This window comes from Tabrizicola sp. (assembly GCF_041919135.1).
Classification (GTDB): Bacteria; Pseudomonadota; Alphaproteobacteria; order Rhodobacterales; family Rhodobacteraceae; genus Tabrizicola.
The window spans coordinates 21,884-42,089 of record NZ_JAYRUJ010000004.1 but is presented as its reverse complement, the minus strand read 5'-3'; the positions used below and the strand labels follow the sequence as shown (position 1 = coordinate 42,089).

Annotated in this window: 17 protein-coding genes; 8 read left to right on the top strand and 9 right to left on the bottom strand. The window is 66.9% G+C overall.

All coding sequences use genetic code 11. The annotated features are described in order from the left end of the window. Positions 1–9 precede the first annotated feature (9 nt). From rimP to infB, 4 genes are read left to right on the top strand one after another with little or no spacing between them, the layout of a single operon-like run. The gene (gene rimP / locus ACE3UA_RS04350) at positions 10–615 is read left to right on the top strand and encodes a ribosome maturation factor RimP (protein ID WP_374642899.1); all 606 of its coding nucleotides are present in this window, start codon (positions 10–12) and stop codon (positions 613–615) included. A 13-nt stretch (positions 616–628) separates the two neighbouring features. Further along, a complete protein-coding gene (nusA, locus tag ACE3UA_RS04345) occupies positions 629–2,242 on the top strand; it encodes a transcription termination factor NusA (RefSeq protein ID WP_374642897.1) in 1,614 nt (537 codons plus the stop codon). Between the two features lie 24 nt (positions 2,243–2,266). Continuing rightward, positions 2,267–2,902, top strand: a complete 636-nt coding sequence (locus ACE3UA_RS04340; protein ID WP_374642895.1) for an RNA-binding protein — start codon at positions 2,267–2,269, stop codon at positions 2,900–2,902. Between the two features lie 5 nt (positions 2,903–2,907). Then, on the top strand, positions 2,908–5,496 hold the full coding sequence (infB, locus tag ACE3UA_RS04335; protein WP_374642894.1) for a translation initiation factor IF-2: 2,589 nt from the start codon (positions 2,908–2,910) through the stop codon (positions 5,494–5,496). A gap of 70 nt (positions 5,497–5,566) precedes the next feature. On the opposite strand, the gene ACE3UA_RS04330 is transcribed toward infB, so the two are convergent. The 4 genes from ACE3UA_RS04330 to ACE3UA_RS04315 are packed head-to-tail and all read right to left on the bottom strand — an operon-like array spanning position 5,567 to position 8,427. Continuing rightward, a complete protein-coding gene (locus ACE3UA_RS04330) occupies positions 5,567–5,737 on the bottom strand; it encodes a hypothetical protein (RefSeq protein ID WP_374642892.1) in 171 nt (56 codons plus the stop codon). A gap of 57 nt (positions 5,738–5,794) precedes the next feature. After that, on the bottom strand, positions 5,795–6,193 hold the full coding sequence (locus tag ACE3UA_RS04325; protein WP_374642890.1) for a (deoxy)nucleoside triphosphate pyrophosphohydrolase: 399 nt from the start codon (positions 6,191–6,193) through the stop codon (positions 5,795–5,797). Next, entirely contained in the window at positions 6,190–7,569 is a 1,380-nt protein-coding gene (gene argJ / locus ACE3UA_RS04320; protein ID WP_374642888.1) for a bifunctional glutamate N-acetyltransferase/amino-acid acetyltransferase ArgJ, read from the bottom strand. Before argJ ends, ACE3UA_RS04325 begins: the two co-directional genes overlap by 4 nt. Positions 7,570–7,593: 24 nt before the next feature. Then, positions 7,594–8,427, bottom strand: a complete 834-nt coding sequence (locus ACE3UA_RS04315; RefSeq protein ID WP_374642886.1) for a peptidylprolyl isomerase — start codon at positions 8,425–8,427, stop codon at positions 7,594–7,596. A 189-nt stretch (positions 8,428–8,616) separates the two neighbouring features. Here ACE3UA_RS04315 and secA point away from each other — a divergent pair, with 189 nt between their 5' ends. From secA to ACE3UA_RS04295, 4 genes are all read left to right on the top strand, one after another. Then, on the top strand, positions 8,617–11,316 hold the full coding sequence (secA, locus tag ACE3UA_RS04310) for a preprotein translocase subunit SecA (protein ID WP_374642884.1): 2,700 nt from the start codon (positions 8,617–8,619) through the stop codon (positions 11,314–11,316). Positions 11,317–11,538: 222 nt separating this feature from the next. Further along, complete coding sequence (locus ACE3UA_RS04305; protein ID WP_374642882.1) at positions 11,539–12,321, top strand: hypothetical protein; 783 nt, start codon at positions 11,539–11,541, stop codon at positions 12,319–12,321. Positions 12,322–12,332: 11 nt separating this feature from the next. After that, the gene (locus ACE3UA_RS04300; protein ID WP_374642880.1) at positions 12,333–13,847 is read left to right on the top strand and encodes an OmpA family protein; all 1,515 of its coding nucleotides are present in this window, start codon (positions 12,333–12,335) and stop codon (positions 13,845–13,847) included. Beyond that, positions 13,831–14,526: a class I SAM-dependent methyltransferase gene (locus ACE3UA_RS04295; protein WP_374642878.1), complete on the top strand. Its 696-nt coding sequence runs from the start codon at positions 13,831–13,833 to the stop codon at positions 14,524–14,526. The genes ACE3UA_RS04300 and ACE3UA_RS04295 overlap by 17 nt, the downstream gene beginning before the upstream one ends. On the opposite strand, the gene radC is transcribed toward ACE3UA_RS04295, so the two are convergent. The 5 genes from radC to ACE3UA_RS04270 all read right to left on the bottom strand — a co-directional run bounded on the left by radC (position 14,517) and on the right by ACE3UA_RS04270 (position 20,150). Beyond that, on the bottom strand, positions 14,517–15,281 hold the full coding sequence (radC, locus tag ACE3UA_RS04290; protein WP_374642876.1) for a DNA repair protein RadC: 765 nt from the start codon (positions 15,279–15,281) through the stop codon (positions 14,517–14,519). The two genes, ACE3UA_RS04295 and radC, sit on opposite strands and share 10 nt — an antisense overlap. A gap of 126 nt (positions 15,282–15,407) precedes the next feature. Next, entirely contained in the window at positions 15,408–16,565 is a 1,158-nt protein-coding gene (dnaJ, locus tag ACE3UA_RS04285; protein ID WP_374642874.1) for a molecular chaperone DnaJ, read from the bottom strand. 72 nt (positions 16,566–16,637) lie between these two features. Next, positions 16,638–18,545, bottom strand: coding sequence for a molecular chaperone DnaK (dnaK, locus tag ACE3UA_RS04280; RefSeq protein ID WP_374642872.1), 1,908 nt, complete (start codon positions 18,543–18,545; stop codon positions 16,638–16,640). 196 nt (positions 18,546–18,741) lie between these two features. After that, positions 18,742–19,329, bottom strand: coding sequence for a COG3650 family protein (locus ACE3UA_RS04275; protein ID WP_374642870.1), 588 nt, complete (start codon positions 19,327–19,329; stop codon positions 18,742–18,744). Then, complete coding sequence (locus ACE3UA_RS04270; protein WP_374642868.1) at positions 19,326–20,150, bottom strand: ABC transporter permease; 825 nt, start codon at positions 20,148–20,150, stop codon at positions 19,326–19,328. The genes ACE3UA_RS04275 and ACE3UA_RS04270 overlap by 4 nt, the downstream gene beginning before the upstream one ends. Between the last annotated feature and the right edge of the window lie 56 nt (positions 20,151–20,206).

The following is a 20,206-nucleotide window of genomic DNA, read 5'->3' as shown; positions in this document are numbered from 1 at the left end:
GGAATCCGGATGACCGATCTCGTCGCGAAAACCGCCATCGACCGCCGCCTGGCCGACATCGTCGGCCCGGTGATCGAGGGGCTGGGGTTTGAACTCATCCGCCTGCGGCTGATGGGCGGCAAGACGCGCGTGCTGCAGATCATGGCCGACCGCCCCGATGGCGGCATCGGCGTGGACGAATGCGGCGACATCTCGACCGCCGTTTCCGCCGTGCTGGACGTGGAAGATCCGCTGGAGGACAACTATGTCCTCGAGGTCTCCTCGCCCGGGATCGACCGGCCGCTGACCCGGCTGAAGGATTTCGAGATGTGGAAGGGCTGGGAAGCCCGGATCGAGACGACCGAACTGATCGACGGCCGCCGCCGCTTCAAGGGCGACCTGGCGGGGGTCGAGGGCGACGAGGTGCTGATCACCATCGAGGAGGGCGGCGAGGAGGTCACCATCGGGCTGCAGTTCGACTGGCTCTCCGACGCCAAGCTGATCCTGACCGATGAGCTGATCACCGAGATGCTGCGCCAGAAGAAGGTGGCCGAGCCCACCGAAGGCCAGTTCGACGAGATCGAAGAGACTGACGGGGATGAGGATGACGAGCCCGCCCCCGAGACGAAACACTAGGGAGTAAACACCCATGGCAATCACCTCGGCCAACCAGCTGGAGCTTCTGCAGACCGCCGAAGCCGTGGCGCGCGAAAAGATGATCGACCCGGATCTGGTGATCCAGGCGATGGAGGACAGCCTCGCCCGCGCCGCCAAGTCGCGCTACGGCGCCGAGATGGACATCCGCGTCAAGATCGACCGCAAGACCGGCCGCGCCAGCTTTTCCCGCGTCCGCACCGTGGTCGAGGATGAGGCGGTGGAAAACCACCACGCCCAGCTGACCGTGAAGCAGGCCAAGTCCTACCTTGCCGATCCGCAGGTGGGCGACGAGATCGTGGACGAGGTTCCGCCGGTCGATCTGGGCCGCATCGCCGCGCAATCGGCCAAGCAGGTCATCCTGCAGAAGGTCCGCGAGGCCGAGCGTGACCGCCAGTTCGAGGAATTCAAGGACCGCAAGGGCACCATCATCAACGGCGCCGTCAAGCGCGAGGAATACGGCAACGTCATCGTCGACATCGGCCGGGGCGAAGGCATCCTGCGCCGGAACGAGAAGATCGGCCGCGAGGCCTATCGCATCGGCGACCGCATCCGCTGCTACATCAAGGACGTGCGCCGCGAGCCGCGCGGGCCGCAGGTCTTCCTGTCGCGCACCGACCCGCAGTTCATGGCGGAACTCTTCAAGATGGAAGTGCCGGAAATCTATGACGGCATCATCGAGATCAAGGCCGTCGCCCGCGATCCTGGCAGCCGCGCCAAGATCGCCGTGATCAGCTATGACAACTCCATCGACCCGGTCGGCGCCTGCGTCGGCATGCGCGGCAGCCGCGTGCAGGCCGTGGTGAACGAGCTTCAGGGCGAGAAGATCGACATCATCCCGTGGAACCAGGACACCGCCACCTTCCTGGTGAACGCGCTGCAACCGGCCGAGGTCTCGAAGGTCGTGTTCGACGAGGAAGCCGGGAAGATCGAGGTCGTGGTGCCGGATGAGCAGCTCTCGCTTGCCATCGGCCGCCGTGGCCAGAACGTGCGCCTGGCCAGCCAGCTGACCGGCCTGGATATCGACATCATGACCGAGGCCGAGGAATCGGCCCGCCGCCAGGCCGAGTTCGCCGAGCGCACCAAGCTTTTCATGGACACGCTGGACGTGGACGAGATGATGGCGCAGCTTCTGGTTGCCGAGGGCTTCACCAACCTGGAAGAAGTCGCCTATGTCGAGGAGGACGAACTTCTGTCCATCGACGGCTTCGACGAAGGCACCGCGGCCGAACTTCAGGCCCGCGCCCGCGACTATCTGGAAGCGGCCAATGCCAAGGCGATGGAAAATGCCCGCGCCATGGGGGTCGAGGACAGCCTGATCAACTTCGACGGCCTGACGCCGCAGATGCTGGAGGCCCTGGCCAAGGACGGCATCAAGACGCTGGAAGACTTCGCCACCTGCGCCGACTGGGAACTGGCGGGCGGCTGGACCACGGAAAACGGCCAGCGCAAGAAGGACGAGGGCGTGCTCGAGAAGTTCGACATGTCGCTGGACGAGGCGCAGACCCTGATCATGACCGCCCGCGTCATGCTGGGCTGGGTCGACCCGACCGAGCTTGAGGAGCCCGAGGAAGAGTCCGCCGACGAAGACGAGGAGACCGAGGCCTGATCTCAGGCCTCGGGGTTTCGCGCCATGACGCGCGGCGGCCGGGAAAAGGACAGGATCGATCCGGAACGCAAGTGCATTGCGACCGGGGAAAGCCAGCCGAAGGCGGGGCTGATCCGCTTTTGCCTGGGCCCTGACGGGCAGCTGGTCCCGGACATCCTGGGCCGCCTGCCGGGCCGGGGGGTCTATGTCTCGGCCGACCGCGAGGCGCTGGAGAAGGCGGCGAAGAAGAACCTGTTCTCCCGCGCGCTGCGCCAGCCGGTGAAGCTGCCCGAAGGGCTGGCCGATCTGGTCGAGCGGTTGCAGGCGGCGCGGGTGGTCGAATTGCTGAGCATGGCGCGCAAGGCGGGCGATGCGGTGATGGGCTACGAGAAGGTGAAGGACTGGCTTGCCAAGGGCACGGCGGCGACGCTGATCCAGGCAAGCGACGGGTCGGAACGCGGCAAGACGAAGCTTCATGCGCCGGATGGCGAAAAGGGCTTCATCGGCTGTCTTTCGGCTGGGGAAATCGGTTTGGCTTTCGGGCGCGAACGTGCGATACACGCCGCGCTTGCCGCTGGTGGACTCAGAACCCGTGTTGTAGAGGAAGCGGCAAGGCTTGCCGGGCTGCGCCAGCAGACTGGTGGGCAATCGGGCGGTACTCCCGCCATGAAGGATACGTAGAACGCATGAGCGATACAGACGGCAAGAAACCTCTTGGCCTCGGGGGCGCCCCCCGTTCCGGACAGGTGAAGCAAAGCTTCAGCCACGGCCGGACCAAGAGCGTCGTGGTCGAAACCAAACGCAAGCGCGTCGTGGTGCCCACTCCGGCCAAGCCGGGGGCGCCTGGCGCAGGCGCTGCGTCGTCTGGCTCGGGGCTTGGCGATCCGTCGAAGCGGCCCGCCGGCATCACCGACGCCGAGATGGAGCGCCGTCTCGCCGCCCTGCGCGCCGCCAAGGCGCGTGAGGCCGAGGATGCCGCCCGCCGCGCCGAGGAAGAGCGCCAGCGCGAGGAAGATCGCGCCGCCCGCCGGGCCGAGATCGAGGCGAAGGAGCGCGAGGATCGCGAACGCGCCGAGGCCCTGCGCCTGAAGGCCGAGGAAGAGGAGCGCGCCGCCAAGGCCGAGGCCGCCGCCAAGATCGCGGCTGCCGAGGCCCGCCGGGCCGAAGTGCTGGGCACCCGCTCGCGCTCGACCATGCCGGCGCCGAAACCCGCCGAACGCCCGGCCAAGGCCGATGCCGCCGCCCCGGCCGCGCCCGCCGCGACCGAGGAGGCGCGCGGTCCCGCCAGCGCCAAGCCGGGCCTCAGCCCGCGCAAGACCGACCGCGAGAAGGACGACCGTTCCGACCGCAGCGCCAAGCGCGGCGCGGATGACGGCCGCCGTTCCGGCAAGCTGACGCTCAGCGATGCGCTCTCGGGCGAGAGCGGCCGCCAGCGCAGCCTGGCCGCGATGAAGCGCAAGCAGGAAAAGGCGCGGGCCAAGGCCCTGGGCCTGGGCCACAAGGCCGAGAAGCAGGTGCGCGACGTGCAACTGCCGGAAACCATCGTGGTCTCGGAACTGGCGAACCGGATGGCCGAACGTGCCGCCGACGTGGTCAAGGCGCTCATGAAGATGGGCATGATGGTCACGATGAACCAGGCCATCGACGCCGACACCGCCGAACTGGTGATCGAGGAATTCGGCCACAAGGCCGTCCGTGTCTCGGACGCCGACGTGGAACAGGTCATCGACACCGTCGAGGACAAGTCCGAGGACCTGCAGCCGCGCCCGCCGATCGTGACGATCATGGGCCACGTCGACCACGGCAAGACCTCGCTGCTGGACGCGCTGCGCAAGACCAGCGTGGCCACCGGCGAGGCCGGCGGGATCACCCAGCATATCGGCGCCTACCAGGTGAAGACGCCGAACGGCCAGCTTGTCACCTTCCTCGACACGCCCGGCCACGCGGCCTTCACCTCGATGCGTTCGCGCGGGGCGCAGGTGACGGACATCGTGATCCTGGTGGTTGCGGCCGACGACGCCGTGATGCCGCAGACGGTCGAGGCGATCAACCACGCCAAGGCGGCCAAGGTGCCGATGATCGTGGCGATCAACAAGATCGACAAGCACGAGGCCAACCCGCAGAAGGTGCGGACCGACCTGCTCCAGCACGAGGTCGTGGTCGAGGCCATGTCCGGCGACGTGCAGGATGTCGAGGTTTCGGCCAAGACCGGCCTGGGCCTGGACGACCTGCTGGAAGCCATCGCGCTGCAGGCCGAGGTTCTGGAACTGCAGGCCAACCCGAACCGTTCGGCTTCGGGCGCGGTGATCGAAGCCAAGCTCGACGTGGGCCGGGGTCCGGTCGCGACCGTGCTGGTGCAGAACGGCACCCTGCGCAAGGGCGACATCTTCGTCGTCGGCGAACAGTGGGGCAAGGTCCGCGCGCTGATCAACGACAAGGGCGAGACCATCACCGAGGCCGGCCCCTCGGTTCCGGTCGAGGTTCTGGGCCTGTCCGGCACGCCCTCTGCCGGCGACACGCTGAACGTCGTCGAGACCGAGGCCCAGGCGCGCGAGATCGCCGACTACCGGATCAAGACCGCCAAGGACAAGCGCGCCGCGGCCGGTGCCGCCACGACGCTGGAACAGCTGATGGCCAAGGCCAAGGCCGACCAGTCGGTTGCCGAACTGCCGATCCTGATCAAGGCGGACGTGCAGGGCTCGGCCGAGGCGATCGTCCAGGCGATGGAGAAGATCGGCAACGAGGAAGTGCGCGTCCGTGTGCTGCACTCGGGCGTCGGCGCGATCACCGATACCGACGTCGGCCTGGCCGAGGCTTCCAAGGCCCCGATCATCGGCTTCAACGTCCGCGCCAATGCCTCTGCCCGCCAGTCGGCGAACCAGAAGGGCGTCGAGATCCGCTACTATTCGATCATCTACGACCTGGTGGACGACATCAAGGCGGCCGCCTCCGGTCTCCTCAAGGCCGAGGTGCGCGAGCATTTCATCGGCTATGCCAAGATCCTCGAGGTCTTCAAGGTCTCGGGCGTCGGCAAGGTGGCGGGCTGCCTGGTCACCGAGGGCGTTGCGCGCCGCTCGGCGGGTGTGCGCCTGCTGCGCGACAACGTGGTGATCCACGAGGGCACGCTGAAGACGCTGAAGCGGTTCAAGGACGAGGTGAAGGAAGTCATCTCGGGCCAGGAATGCGGCATGGCCTTCGAGAACTACGAGGACGTGCGTCAGGGCGATGTGATCGAGATCTTCGAACGCGAGGAAGTCCAGCGCAAGCTGGACTGATCCCCGCCCCAGAAACACGAAAGCCGGGCCAAGCGCCCGGCTTTTTCATGCCTGCCGACTGTGGCGGCGTTCAGGCGGCCGCCCGGACCACCGGGATCGGAAAGCCGGTGAACTCACGGCTGCCGACGCGGACGACGATGCGGCCGTCCGGCAGCACGCCAACCTGGTCCCCCTGCACCTGCAGATTGCTTCCGATCTCGATCGTTCTCACCATGGCATCGCACTCGGCTGTCTGAATCATCTCAAGTGCACCTGATCGCAGATCCTCCGGTTGTGCCACATGACAAAAATCAACTCGTCACAGCCAATCGCGCAGAATGGGTAGCAAAGGTATATCGGCGGGTGGCATCGGATAGTCCCGCAATGCGTTTGGCCGCACCCAGGCCAGGGTCTGCCCCTCGGTCGGGCGGACGGTGCCCTGCCAGCGACGGCAGATGAACAGCGGCATCAACAGGTGGAAGTCGTCATAGCTGTGGCTGGCAAAGGTCAGCGGTGCGAGGCAGCTCGACCAGGTGTCGATGTCCAGCTCCTCCTTCAACTCGCGGATCAGCGCGACTTCCGGGGTTTCGCCCGGCTCGACCTTGCCGCCGGGAAACTCCCACAACCCCGCCAGGGACTTGCCCTCGGGCCGCTGCGCCAGAAGCACGCGCCCGTCCGCATCGACCAGCGCCACGGCCGAGACGAGAAGCGTCCTCACGATCGGTAATCGGCGTTGATCTCGATGTAGCGCGAGGTCAGGTCACAGGTCCAGACGCTGCGCTTCGACTTGCCCAGGCCAAGGTCGACGTGGAACAGCAGCTCCTGCCCCAGCATGTAGTTCGCGCCCTGCTCTTCCTGATAGTCGGGATTCCGCCAGCCCTTCTCGGCCACCAGGATGTCGCCGAAACGGATCGTCAGCAGATCGCGATCCGCCTGCGCGCCCGACTTGCCGACCGCCGCGACGATCCGGCCCCAGTTCGGATCCTGGCCCGCCACCGCTGTCTTGACCAGCGGCGAATTGGCGATGCTGAAGGCGACCTTCGCCGCATCCTCATCGCTGGCCGCGCCGGTCACCCGGACCTCGACCAGCTTGGTCGCGCCCTCGCCATCGCGCACCACCTGCAGCGCCAGGTCCCGCATCACGCCGGCCAGCGCCGTCTCGAAGGCCTTGGCCACGGCGCCCTTGACCTCCGCCGCCTCCGACCGCCCGGTCGCCGCCACCAGCAGCGTGTCCGAGGTCGAGGTGTCGCTGTCCACGGTGATCGAATTGAACGTCGCGTCCACATTGCGCGACAGCATCTTCTGCAGGTTCGCCTGGCTGATCTTGGCGTCGGTGAAGATGTAGACCAGCATCGTCGCCATGTCCGGCGCGATCATGCCCGAACCCTTGGCGATCCCCGCGATATGGATCGTCCCGCCCTCGCCCTGGACCGTGGCCGCCGCGCCCTTGGGGAAGGTGTCGGTGGTCATGATCGCCTGCGCGGCCATCTCGACCGCATCCTCGGTCAGCGCGGCCATCAGATCCGGTACCTTTGCCGTGATCTTCTCGAACGGCAGCGGCTCGCCGATCACCCCGGTCGAGGAGGAGAACACCCGGGAGGCCGGAACCCCCAGCGCCTCGGCCACCGCGCCGGTGACGGCGGCGACGGCCGCATCGCCAACGGCGCCGGTGAAGGCATTGGAATTGCCCGAGTTCACGATGATCGCCGCCCCGGCATCGGCCGGAGCCTTCAGCGCCAGCTTCGCCTGGCAATCCCGCACGCAGCCCGACCGGGTGGAAGAGCGGGTGAACACCCCCGCCATCGCCGTCCCCGGCGCCAGCCGCACCAGCATCACGTCCTTGCGGTTCTGATAGCGCACCCCGGCCTCGACCGCCGCGAATTCCGCGCCCTTGATCGGCGGCAGCACCGGGAAGGCGGCCGGGGCCAGCGGCGAGACCGGCTTCAACGCCTTCTTCGCCGCCTGCACCACATCGCCCACCGCCTCGCCCAGGGCCTCCGCGACCGGACCGGCCGCCGCGCCAAGCCTGTCCTTCAGCTTGCGCACCTTCTTCTTCAGTGCCTTCGCTTCGGCCTTCCAGTCGGTCTTTGCCATCTCTGTCCCCAGATCCGCGCGAGATCAGTCGATCAGCGCCGAGTTCTTCAGCAGCGCCGGGTCAAGCCCCTCACCTTCGCGGGTAATCGTGGCGGATTTGGTCAGTTCGTCAAGCTTCGCCTTGATCGCCGCATTCTCGATCTCGGCCGCCAGTTCGTCGCGCAGCATCTCCAGCGTGGGCTTCTCGGCGATGCGGGTCTCCTGCACCAGGATCAGGTGATAGCCGAAGTCCGACTGAACCGGCCCGGTCACCTCGCCGATCTTGGCGGCAACCACGGCCTCCTCGAAGGGTTTGACCATCTGGCCCAGGCCGAACCAGCCCAGATCGCCCCCCGCCGCGCCCGAGCCGGTGTCGGTCGAATGCGCCTTGGCGAGTTCGGCGAAATCCGCGCCGCCGGCCAGATCGGCCTTCAGTTTCTCGGCCTCCTCGGCCGTCGCGACCAGGATATGCGCCGCGTGATATTCCGTCTGCGGCGCCGCATCCTTGAAGCGCGCGTCATAGGCCGCCTGCAGCGCCTCCTCCGTCACCGCCTCGGCCGCGATCCGCTGGATCGCCACGCCCGAGACATAGCCGCGCCGCTCGTTCTCCAGCGTGATCTCGTCGCGGGCGCTCAGGTCGGTCGTGGCCTGCTCCAGCGTCTCCTGCTGGATCAGCTGGTCTAGGATGCCTTTGAACAGCACGTCATCCGGCAGCGTCTGATACTGCTCGGGCAGGCTTTCGCGCAGCGCGACCATATGGCCTAGCGTGATCTCGGTGCCGTTCACCGTCGCCACCACCGTTCCGGCCGTCTCGCCCTCGGCCCAGACCGGCGCCGCAAGTACCAGCGCCAGACCCAGAATTCCCGCAGGTTTCAGCATGCTCACACCCTCATGATCAGGGCGAACCACCCTGCCTCGTTGACTATGACCGTCCTTCCCCTTACATCGCGACAGTCGCGTGGAACGGGGGCACGGCTCTCTTCCCTGGCCCTTCTATGGAAGGGAGAGTGGTCGGGCAAGTCTCTGCGCCCACACGATGCCGTCAGATTGTCGCCCCACGGAGAAAACATGCTGGGTTTCGGAACGCTCGCGCGGAAGGTGTTCGGCACCCCGAACGACCGCAAGGTGAAATCGGTCCGCCCGCTGGTGGCGCAGATCAACGCGCTCGAGCCCGAGTATCAGGCATTCACCGACGAACAGATCATCGCCAAGACGCGCGAGTTGCAGAAGCGCGTGCAGGAAGGCGGCGAAAGCCTGGACGACGTGCTGCCCGAAGCCTTTGCCAACTGCCGCGAGGCCGCCAGGCGCGCCCTCGGCCTGCGCGCCTTCGACGTGCAGCTCAAGGGCGCGATCTTCCTGCATCAGGGCAATATCTCGGAAATGCGCACGGGTGAGGGCAAGACCCTCGTCGCCAGCTTCGCCGCCTATCTGAACGCGCTTTCCGGGCGTGGCGTGCATGTCGTCACCGTGAACGACTATCTCGCCAAGCGTGACTCGGACTGGATGGGCAAGATCTACCACCAGCTTGGCCTGACCACCGGCGTCGTCTACTCGCACCAGCCCGAGGACGAGAAGCGCGCCGCCTACCGCGCCGACATCACCTATGCGACCAACAACGAACTGGGCTTCGACTACCTGCGCGACAACATGAAATCCTCGCTCGAGGACATGGCGCAGCGCGGCCACTATTACGCCGTCGTGGACGAGGTCGACTCCATCCTCATCGACGAGGCGCGGACGCCGCTGATCATCTCCGGCCCCAGCCAGGACCGCGGCACGCTGTATCAGGCGGTCGACGCGGTGATGCCGCAGGTCAAGCCCGAGCATTACGAGATCGACGAAAAGGCCCGCAACGTCACCTTCACCGAGGAAGGCAACGAGGCGATCGAGGATATCCTGCAAAAGGCCGGCATCCTGCCCGAGGGGCAAAGCCTCTATGCCGCCGAAAGCACCACCATCATCCACCACGTCAACCAGGCGCTGCGGGCGCACAAGCTGTTCCACAAGGACCAGCAATACATCGTCCGCGACGGCGAGGTGATGCTGATCGACGAATTCACCGGCCGGATGATGAAGGGCCGCCGCCTCTCCGACGGGCTGCACCAGGCGATCGAGGCCAAGGAGCATGTCCAGATCAAGCCCGAGAACGTCACCTATGCCAGCGTGACCTTCCAGAACTACTTCCGCCTCTATGAGAAACTGGGCGGCATGACCGGCACCGCCGCGACCGAGGCCGAGGAATTCGCCGAGATCTACAAGCTGGGCGTGGTCGAGGTCCCGACCAACCGCCCGGTGCAGCGGATCGACGAACATGACCAGGTCTTCCGCACCGCACGCGAGAAATATGACGGCATCCTGAAGTCGATCAAGGAAGCGCATGAGAAGCGCCAGCCGATCCTGGTCGGCACCACCTCGATCGAGAAGTCCGAACAGCTGTCCGAGCTTCTGAAGAAGGAAGGCATCCCGCACAACGTGCTGAACGCCCGCCAGCACGAGCAGGAGGCGAAAATCGTCGCCGACGCCGGCAAGCTGGGCGCGGTGACCATCGCCACCAACATGGCCGGCCGCGGCACCGACATCAAGCTGGGCGGCAACGTCGAATTCAAGATCATGGAGGCGATCGCCGCCGATCCCGAGGCCGACCACATCGCCCTTCGCGCCCGGATCGAGGCCGAGCACAAGGACGAGGAAGAGGCGGTCAAGGCCGCCGGGGGCCTGTTCGTCCTTGGCACCGAACGCCACGAAAGCCGCCGCATCGACAACCAGCTTCGCGGCCGTTCGGGCCGGCAGGGCGACCCCGGCCGCTCGGCCTTCTTCCTGTCGCTGGAAGACGACCTGATGCGGATCTTCGGATCGGAGCGCCTGGACGGCATCCTGTCCAAGCTGGGGATGAAGGAGGGCGAATCCATCGTCCATCCCTGGGTCAACAAGAGCCTTGAGAAGGCCCAGGCCAAGGTCGAGGGCCGCAACTTCGACATCCGCAAGCAGCTCTTGAAATACGACGACGTGATGAACGACCAGCGCAAGGCGATCTTCGGCCAGCGCATGGAGATTCTCGAGGCCGACCATGTCGCCGACGTCGCCGCCGACATGCGCCATCAGGTGATCGAGGATCTGGTCGACCTGAACCTGCCGCCGAAGGCCTATCCCGACCAGTGGGATACCCAGGGCCTCGCCGATGCCTGCCGCGAGATGCTGAACATCGACCTGCCCATCGCCGCCTGGGCGGCCGAGGAAGGCGTGGACCAGCAGGTCATCCGCGAGCGGGTGATCGAGGCTTCGGACAAGATGATGGCCGAAAAGACCGAGGCCTTCGGTAAGGCCACCATGGACAACATCGAGAAGCAGGTCCTCCTGCAGGCGATCGACAGCAAGTGGCGCGAGCATCTGCAACGGCTCGACCACCTGCGCTCGGTGGTGAACTTCCGCGGCTATGCCCAGCGCGACCCGCTGAACGAATACAAGACCGAGGCGTTCCAGCTGTTCGAGGGCCTGCTGGAATCGCTGCGCGAGGCGGTGACGCAGCAGCTCTCCCGGGTCCGCCCCGTGACGCGCGAGGAACAGGAGGCGATGCTGCAGCAGATGCTGGCCGCCCAGCAGCCCGCCGCCGCCGCGCCGAAGATCGAGGCTTCCGCCCCGGAGCGCACTCCGGTCCTTGCCGGTTTCGATGAGGCCGATCCCTCCACCTGGGGCAATCCGGGCCGGAACGACGCCTGTCCCTGCGGCTCGGGCGAGAAGTTCAAGCACTGCCACGGCCGCATCGTCTGACGCTTTGCGCCAATTCTGGCCACAATCGGGGCGTTGATAGGCGGATTTCCGCAGAATTGCCACCGAGTTGCCGGGATTGGCCCCTACTCCGGACTCTCGTGATTCGAGTTCGGGATGCTCTCCGTGTCTTTTCGCTGGTCCCTTCTGCGTGGTGCGGCTGCGCTGGGTGTTGCCCTGGCGGCGGGGCATCTGGCGCAGTCGGTTCGGCCGGCGGGGGCCGTCATGGCCAACCTGACAGAGGCCAGCCCCCGCACCGACCTTCCGTCCGAAGCCGTGCCGAAATCCGCCTCGCTGCGCAGCGGCCAGGGTGTCGGCCTGCCGCAGCCGACCGGCATAACCCCCGTCGCGGCCGAGTTGCCCGCCCGGTCCGAATGTCCGATCACGCTCGACCTCACCGCCCTGCCCGGCGCGCTGATCGGGCTTTCGCTGAACGCCCCCTGCAACCTTGGCGAACGGGTGGTGATCCGCCACGCCGGCCTCTCCTTCACCGCCCGCACCGGGGCGCAGGGGACATTGCAGCTCACCTTCCCCGCCCTGCAGGAAGCCGGCCTCGTCGCCGTCTACCTGGAAGGTTCCGCCATCGTCCTGGGCGAGGTCGCGCTGCCCGAGGTTCGCACCTTGCGCCGCTTCGTCTTCCAATGGGCGGCTCCGGCCCAGTTCGACCTGCGCGTCAGCGAGGGCGGGCGCCTTTTTGTCGGCACCGCCAGCCAGGCTCCGGGGGCCGATCTCAAGGTCATCACCCTTGGTTCGGCCGACGTCGGCGATCCCCTCCTGGCCCAGGTCTATACCTTCCCGGCCGCCGACACCGCCATCGACCTGACGGTCGAGCATCGGATCACCGAGGATACCTGCGGCCAGACCCTCCCGGCCGAGATCATCATGGCGGCCGCGGGCCAGGCGGAAACACGCGACTATCCGGTCGCAGTCCCGCTTTGCGGCACTTCCGGCGACATTCTGGTGTTGAAGAATCTTGCGCCTGACCTGAAACTCGCCGCGCCGGATTAAGGGCAGGGTTCATGGGTTTCACAGCGCGGGTGGCGGCGTTTCTGGTCGCCATCGTCACGTCATTTCCGGCGCTGGCACAGGACGTGACCCTGATCGCGCGCGAGGGCGGGATCGTCCTCTCTGGTGCCCTGCAGGGCTTTGACGGCGAATTCTACCGGATCCAGACCTCCTACGGCCTGCTTACCGTCGATGGCCAGGGCGTGATCTGCGAAGGCCCCGCCTGTCCCGATCTCGTCGCCCCGCGCGCCGTGATCCGCATCACCGGGGCCGGTGACGTGGGCGCCGACCTGCTGGAGCCGCTGTTCCGCAGCTTTGCCGCGAAGCGCGGCCTGATCTACGAAGACCGCGCGCAGGGTGCCTATGCCGCCGCGCTTCTGGACCCCGACAGCCGGAAGGAGCTGGCCGTCGTCAGCTTCCAGCCCCTGCCCCCCGACCCGGCCTCCGCCGCCCTTGCCGAGGGCAATGCCGACCTCAAGCTCTCCTTCCTGCCCGAGGCGACGCTGGTCAGCCACGCCCTCGCCCTGGATGCGCTTGCCGCCATCGTCGCCCCCGACAACCCGACGCCCGAGATTTCGACGACCAGCCTTGCCCGCGTCCTGTCGGGCGAGGTGACGAACTGGGCCCGGATCGGCGGCCCGGACATGCCGATCGTGCTGCACGCGCTGGAGGGCGACACCGACATGCAGCGCGCCCTGGCCGCCCGGATCGGCGCCCCCGTTGCCGCCACGGTGCTGCACCCCGACCAGCAGTCCCTGGCCGCCGCCGTTGCCCTCGACCCCTGGGCGCTGGCGATCATCGGCCGCGCCAACATCGGCCCCGCCCGTCGCATCCCGTTGACCGACAGTTGCGGTTTCCCTCTCTTGCCGACCCCCCTTGCCGTCAAGGCCGAGGACTATCCGCTCGCCCTTCCCGTCCTGATCCTCGCGCCCAAGCGCCGCCTGCCGCTGATGACGCGCGAGTTCCTCGAATTCCTCCGCAGCCCCGCCGCGCAAGAGGTGATCGCCGCGAGGGGCTATATCGACCGTTCGCCCTCGCGCCAGCCGATGACCGCCGACGGGCTGCGCCTGATCAATGCGATCCAGGGCGCGGGCGAGGACATCACCCTTGCCGACCTGAAGCGGCTGGTGGACCTGATGGACGGCGCCGACCGCCTCTCGCTCACCTTCCGCTTCGAGGATGGCTCCTCCACCCTCGACACCACCTCGCGCGAGAACCTGGCCGACCTCGCCCAGATCATCGCCTCGGGCCGCTTCCGCAACGAGCGCATGGTGCTGGCGGGGTTTTCCGACGGCTCGGGCGCGGCCGCCGCCAATCTGGCACTGTCGCTGGAGCGGGCCGGGCGTGTGGCGCAGGAACTCGCCGCGCTGGCCCCGGACCTTCCGCCCGAGGCCCTGCCCGCGATCGACGGCTTCGGCGAGGCGCTGCCCATGGCCTGCGACGAAACCGCGATCGGCCGCCAGCTGAACCGGCGGGTGGAGCTTTGGCTGGTCCCGCATTTCCCGGAGTCCGATGCGCCATCTCCCTGAAATCATTGCGGAAGCCGCCGCCCGCGCCCCCCGGATCCCGGTCACCCGCCGCCCCGGCACCGCGCGCTGGAACGTCATCGATCCCCTGCCTGCCAGCGGCAATATCGGGATCGAGCTTGGCGTCGCCGCCGGCTCCTTCTCGGCGCGGATGGTGCAATCCGGCCGCTTCGCCCGGTTCTACGGCGTCGATGCCTACAGCGACGGCCATTCCGCGCGCGAATACAAGGCCGCCCTTCTGGCGACCGGCCTTGCCTCGGACTACCGTCTCCTGCGGCTGACCTTCGCCCAGGCCGTGGACCTTTTCCCCGACGCCAGCTTCGACTTCATCTATGTGGACGGCTTCGCCCATGGCGGGCGGACCCTGGCCGACTGGTATCCCAAGCTGAAGCCCGGCGGGATCATGGCGGGCGACGACTATGACGCGACGCACTGGCCGCTGGTCGTCTGGGCCGTGCATGAGGCCGCCGCGCAACTGGGTACCGGGCTGGAGATCACCGACCTGGTGCAGGACGCGACCTACAACCGCTTCCCCTCCTGGTCCTTTTCCCGGCCTCCGGGCGGACCCGAGCGCCTGACCTTCTCGCCCGAATTGCAGGCCATCGCCGACGCCGAGCGCGCCCGGATCGACGAGATCCGGCGGCAGAAGCGGGTGCAGCAACGCCGGGCCCGTCACAGGTAGCCGCTGCCGCGAAAGCTCAACTCGCGGCTCTTGCCGATGATCAGGTGGTCGTGCAGCACCAGCCCCAGCGCCTGGCACGCATCCTGAACCTGCGCCGTCATCGACAGGTCCGCATCCGAGGGCGTGGGGTCGCCGGAGGGATGGTTGTGGACCAGGATCAGCGCGCTGGCGTTCAGCTCCAGCGCGCGCTTCACGATCTCGCGCGGGTAGACCGGGACGTGGTCGACCGTGCCCCGCGCCTGTTCCTCATCCGCGATCAGCACGTTCTTGCGGTCCAGGAACAATACGCGGAACTGCTCGGTCTCCCGGTGCGCCATGGTGGTGTGGCAATAGTCCAGAAGCGCGTCCCAACTGGAGAGCAGCGGCTTCTGGATCACCCGCGCCCGCATCATCCGCTGCGCGGCGGCTTCGACCAGCTTAAGCTCCAGCACCACGGCGGGACCGGCGCCCTTGACCAGCTGCAGCCGCGCCGGAGAGGCGGTGATCACCCGGTTGAAATCGCCGAACGTGTCGAGAAGCAACCGGGCCAGCGGCTTCACATCCTGGCGCGGGATGGCGCGGAACAGGACCAGTTCCAGCAGTTCGTAATCCGGCAGCGCCGCGCCGCCGCCTTGCATGAAACGGTCGCGCAGGCGCTGGCGGTGGTCGGCGATATAGGAGGGCAGGCGGCCCGGCAGCACGGCGGGCGCGGCTTCATCCTCGTCCCCTTGCGGGCGAAACAGCGGCAGCGGCGAATCCTGGAATGACTGGCTCATGTCCCCAGTCTGGGCCGCGAGCGTGAAGGAAGGGTTAACCGGCGCCGGGGCGGGCCGCTCGTCGAGCACTTCGTGCACTCCTCGCCGGACGATCGCCGACGAGTGCACGAAGTGCTCGAGGAGGTTTCAGCCCTTCATCCCGTCCCAGAAGCCCTTGACCTTCGAGAAGAAGGAGGAGCTTTCGGGATTGTTCTCCTCGCTCAGCTTCTCGAACTCGCGCAGCAACTCGCGCTGCTTCGAGGTCAGGTTCACCGGGGTTTCCACCGCCAGCTCGATCACCATGTCGCCGGTGTTGCCGCTGCGCAGCGCGGGCATTCCCTTCATCCGCAGCCGCATCTGCTTGCCGGTCTGCGCCCCCGCCGGAACCTTAACCCGGGCGCGGCCGCCGTCGATCGTCGGCACCTCGACCTCGCCGCCCAGCGCCGCCGTCGGCATCGAGACCGGCACCCGGCAGAACAGATGCACCCCGTCGCGCTGGAAGATCGCGTGTTCCTTCACCTCGATGAAGATGTAGAGATCGCCCTGCGGCCCGCCGCGCAGGCCGGCCTCGCCCTCGCCAGCCAGGCGGATCCGGGTGCCGGTCTCCACCCCCTGCGGGATGTTGACCGAGAGGCTGCGGTCCTTCTGCACCCGTCCCTGCCCGCCACAGCTGCGGCAGGGGTTCTTGATGATCTGGCCCATGCCGTTGCAGTTCGGGCAGGTCCGCTCGACCGTGAAGAAGCCCTGCTGCGCCCGCACCTTGCCCATGCCCGAGCAGGTCGGGCAGGTGACCGGCTCGGCCCCGCCCTCGGCGCCCGAGCCATGGCAGGTGTCGCAGGTGACCGAGGTCGGCACGTTGATCGTCTTCTGGACGCCGGAATAGGCTTCTTCCAGCGTCACCCGCAGGTTGTAGCGCAGGTCCGAGCCGCGTTGCGCCCGGCTGCGTCCCCCGCCGCCGCCGCCACCCCGGCCGCCCATGAAATCGCCGAACAGGTCCTCGAACACGTCGGAAAACGCGCTGGCGAAATCGCCCTGCTGGCCATAGCCGCCACCGGGCCGCGGTCCGCCGCCCATGCCGCCTTCGAAGGCCGCATGGCCGAAACGGTCGTAGGCCGCCTTCTTCTGGTCGTCCTTCAGGACCTCATAGGCCTCGTTCACTTCCTTGAACTGGGCCTCGGCCTGCGGGTTGTCGGCGTTGCGGTCGGGGTGCAGCTCTTTCGCCTTCGCCCGATAGGCCTTCTTCAGCTCTTCCGCAGAAGCACCCTTCTTTGCCCCGAGAACTTCGTAGTAGTCGCGCTTTGCCACGGCAAAACCCCCATCTGGAACCAAGGAGGGGCGGCCCGTTGCCAGACCGCCCCTTTCCCCGATTCCCGCGGCTTACTTCCGCTTGTTGTTGCCCAGATCCTCGAAGTCGGCGTCGACGATGTCGTCGTCATCCACCGGCCGCGGCTCGTCCTCGGCTGCGCCACCCTCGGCCTGGCTGGCCTTGTAGATCGCCTCGCCCAGTTTCATCGCGGCTTCGGTCAGGTTCTGGATCGCACCCTTGATCTTGCCGGCATCCTCGCCTTTCAGCGCGTCCTCCAGCGGCCCCATCGCCAGCTCGATCGCCTCGACGGTCGAGGGATCGACCTTGTCGCTGTGTTCCGACAGCGACTTGCGGGTCGAGTGCAGCAGGCTCTCGCCCTGGTTCCGGGTCTCGACCAGCTCGCGCCGTTCCTTGTCGGCTTCGGCATTCGCCTCGGCGTCGCGGACCATCTTCTCGATCTCGTCGTCGGACAGACCGCCCGAGGCCTGGATCGTGATCGCCTGTTCCTTGTTGGTGCCCTTGTCCTTGGCTTTCACCGACACGATGCCGTTGGCGTCGATGTCGAAGGTCACCTCGATCTGCGGCACGCCACGCGGGGCGGGCGGGATCTGTTCCAGGTTGAACTGGCCCAGCATCTTGTTGTCCGCGGCCATCTCGCGCTCGCCCTGGAACACGCGGATCGTCACCGCGTTCTGGTTGTCCTCGGCGGTCGAGAAGACCTGGCTCTTCTTGGTCGGGATCGTGGTGTTGCGGTCGATCAGGCGGGTGAACACGCCGCCCAGCGTCTCGATCCCCAGCGACAGCGGCGTCACGTCCAGCAGCACCACGTCCTTGACGTCGCCCTGCAGCACCCCGGCCTGGATCGCGGCGCCCATGGCCACGACTTCATCCGGGTTCACGCCCTTGTGCGGCTCCTTGCCGAAGAACTTGGTGACCTCTTCGATCACGCGGGGCATCCGGGTCATGCCGCCGACCAGCACCACCTCGTCGATGTCGTCCTTCGAGACGCCGGCATCCTTCAGCGCCGCCATGCAGGGCTTGATCGAGCGTTTGATCAGGTCCTCGACCAGGCTTTCCAGCTTGGAGCGGGTCAGCTTGACCACCAGGTGCAGCGGCTGCCCGGTGTTCTTGTCCATGCTGATGAAGGGCTGGTTGATCTCGGTCTGCTGCGAGGACGACAGCTCGATCTTGGCCTTTTCCGAGGCCTCCTTCAGCCGCTGCAGCGCCATCTTGTCCAGCGTGAGGTCGACGCCATGCTCTTTCTTGAACTCGTCCGAGAGATACTGGACGATGCGCATGTCGAAGTCCTCGCCGCCGAGGAAGGTGTCGCCGTTCGTGGACTTCACCTCGAACAGGCCGTCGTCGATCTCCAGGATGGTGATGTCGAAGGTGCCGCCGCCAAGGTCATAGACCGCGATGGTCTTCGTTTCCTTCTTGTCCAGCCCATAGGCCAGCGCGGCCGCGGTCGGTTCGTTGATGATGCGCAGCACCTCAAGACCCGCGATCTTGCCCGCGTCCTTGGTCGCCTGGCGCTGGGCGTCGTTGAAATAGGCCGGAACCGTGATAACGGCCTGCGTCACCGGCTCGCCCAGATAGCTTTCGGCGGTTTCCTTCATCTTCTGCAGGATGAAGGCCGAGACCTGGCTCGGCGAGTATTTCTCACCGCGGACCTGGACCCAGGCGTCGCCGTTGCCGCCGTCGACGATGGCATAGGGGACAAGCTTCTTGTCCTTTTCCACCTCGGCATCGCCCAGGCGGCGGCCGATCAGGCGCTTGACCGCGAAGACGGTGTTGGTGGGGTTGGTCACGGCCTGGCGCTTGGCGGGCTGGCCGACCAGGCGTTCGCTTTCCGTGAAACCGACGATGGAGGGCGTCGTGCGCGCGCCTTCCGAATTCTCGATCACCCGGGGTTGCGAGCCGTCCATGATGGCAACGCAGGAGTTGGTGGTCCCGAGGTCGATACCGATGACTTTGGCCATGTTTTCATCCCTTTCGTTAGGCGATCTTCCGACCCAGAGCCCGGAGACTTCGGCACACGGGGTCGGGGGTGTCGGCTTCGGGTGGCTCCCCTCACCGGACTTGGCGTATATAGGCAGGCCGGTTTTGGCGTGCAACGGCTGCCGTGCTCTCTCTGGCGTGAATCTTCTGCGGATCCGCAGGACCGGCCCGGCGGCGCTATGGCGGCTGGATCGTGCAGCAGCCGCTCAGCCGGTCCGGTGCGGGGCTGTCCAGGAAAAGGTCGGCCGCGATGCCGTAGCTTCGGTCGGACATGCCGTCGCTGCAGGCGGCGGGCGACAGGACCACCATTCCCACCGGCAGCGACAGGGCCGCCGCCCTTGCCCAGGGCTGGCCGGGCCAGGCCTGGCGGATCGGCAGGGGTTCTCCCTCCGCCTCGGGCGTCGACAGGAGCGCCGTGCCCTGCGCCGGGTCGATCCGCAGCGACCAGAACGGCTCGGTCCCCAGGCAGGTCAGCGGCTGCTTCAGCGCGTTCCAGTCCGGCCCGGCCTCACGCTCCAGATAGCGCAGCGCGGCGTAGCCGGCCCGCTCTCCCGCATTGACCAGCGCCCAGTCGCCCTCGACCGCCAGCAGCTCCACCCCTGTCGCATCGGGGGCAAGCGTGCCCAGGATCGGCGCCCCGGCCTCGGGCCGTTCGCGGATGTTCAGCACGTCCCAGGCCGCCACCCCCGTCACCGAGTAGAGCGCGGGCATCTCCTCGGCCCGGCAGGGCAGGGCCAGAAGCAGGAAGACCAGAAGCGCCCTCATCGCCGCTTGTTCCAGCTGGCCGAGACATGCTGGCGGGTAAAGAACTCCATCATCAGGCCGATCATCACGCAGGCCAGCGCCACCATCACCGGATAGTCGATCGAGGTGTAGCGCGGGCCGTAGTTCAGGAAGATGAAGCCGCGCGACTGGTCGATGGTGTGGAACAGGGGGTTCCAGTCGAACATCGCCCGGATTCGCGGCGGGGTGTTGTTGACCAGAAGCATCTTGCCCGAGGCGATCATGTTGATCCGCATCAGGATCGTGGTGACGATCGACGCCAGTTCGGGCTGCCAGGGCCGGATCGACATCAGCACCATCCCGATCCCGACCCCCGAAAGCCAGGAGAGCAGGAACATGCCCAGCATTCCCACCGGCTCGTCGATCGAGATCGGCGTGAAGACCGCGTGATAGAAGAACAGGATCACCGAGGCCGCCAGCACCTGCTGATACAGCGATGCAAGCGCCGCGCCGCAGATCGAGATGATCGGATTCATCGGCCCATGCATCATCATCGGCGAGGTCGGCCCCTCGGCCCCGCTGACGGCGCCGATCGCCTTGATGTGCGTCATGAACATGAAGACGCCCGACATCACGTAAAGCATGAAGTCGCCGCGCACCGCGACCCGCCGCAGGCCCAGGATCTCCATCATGAAATACATGATCACGACCATGATCATCGCCTGCACGATCGACATGACCAGGCCCAGGACCGCATTGCCGTTGGTCTTGCGCAGGTTGCGGACGGCGGCATGGAAGATCAGTTCAAGGGTCTCGAAACCCTTGCTCAGCGGCGATCCGGCAATCGGCCTGTGGCGGAACATCCAGCGTCCTTCGTCCTGATGCGCGACTCTTGCCAGCGAAACCTTGCCGTTCCGTT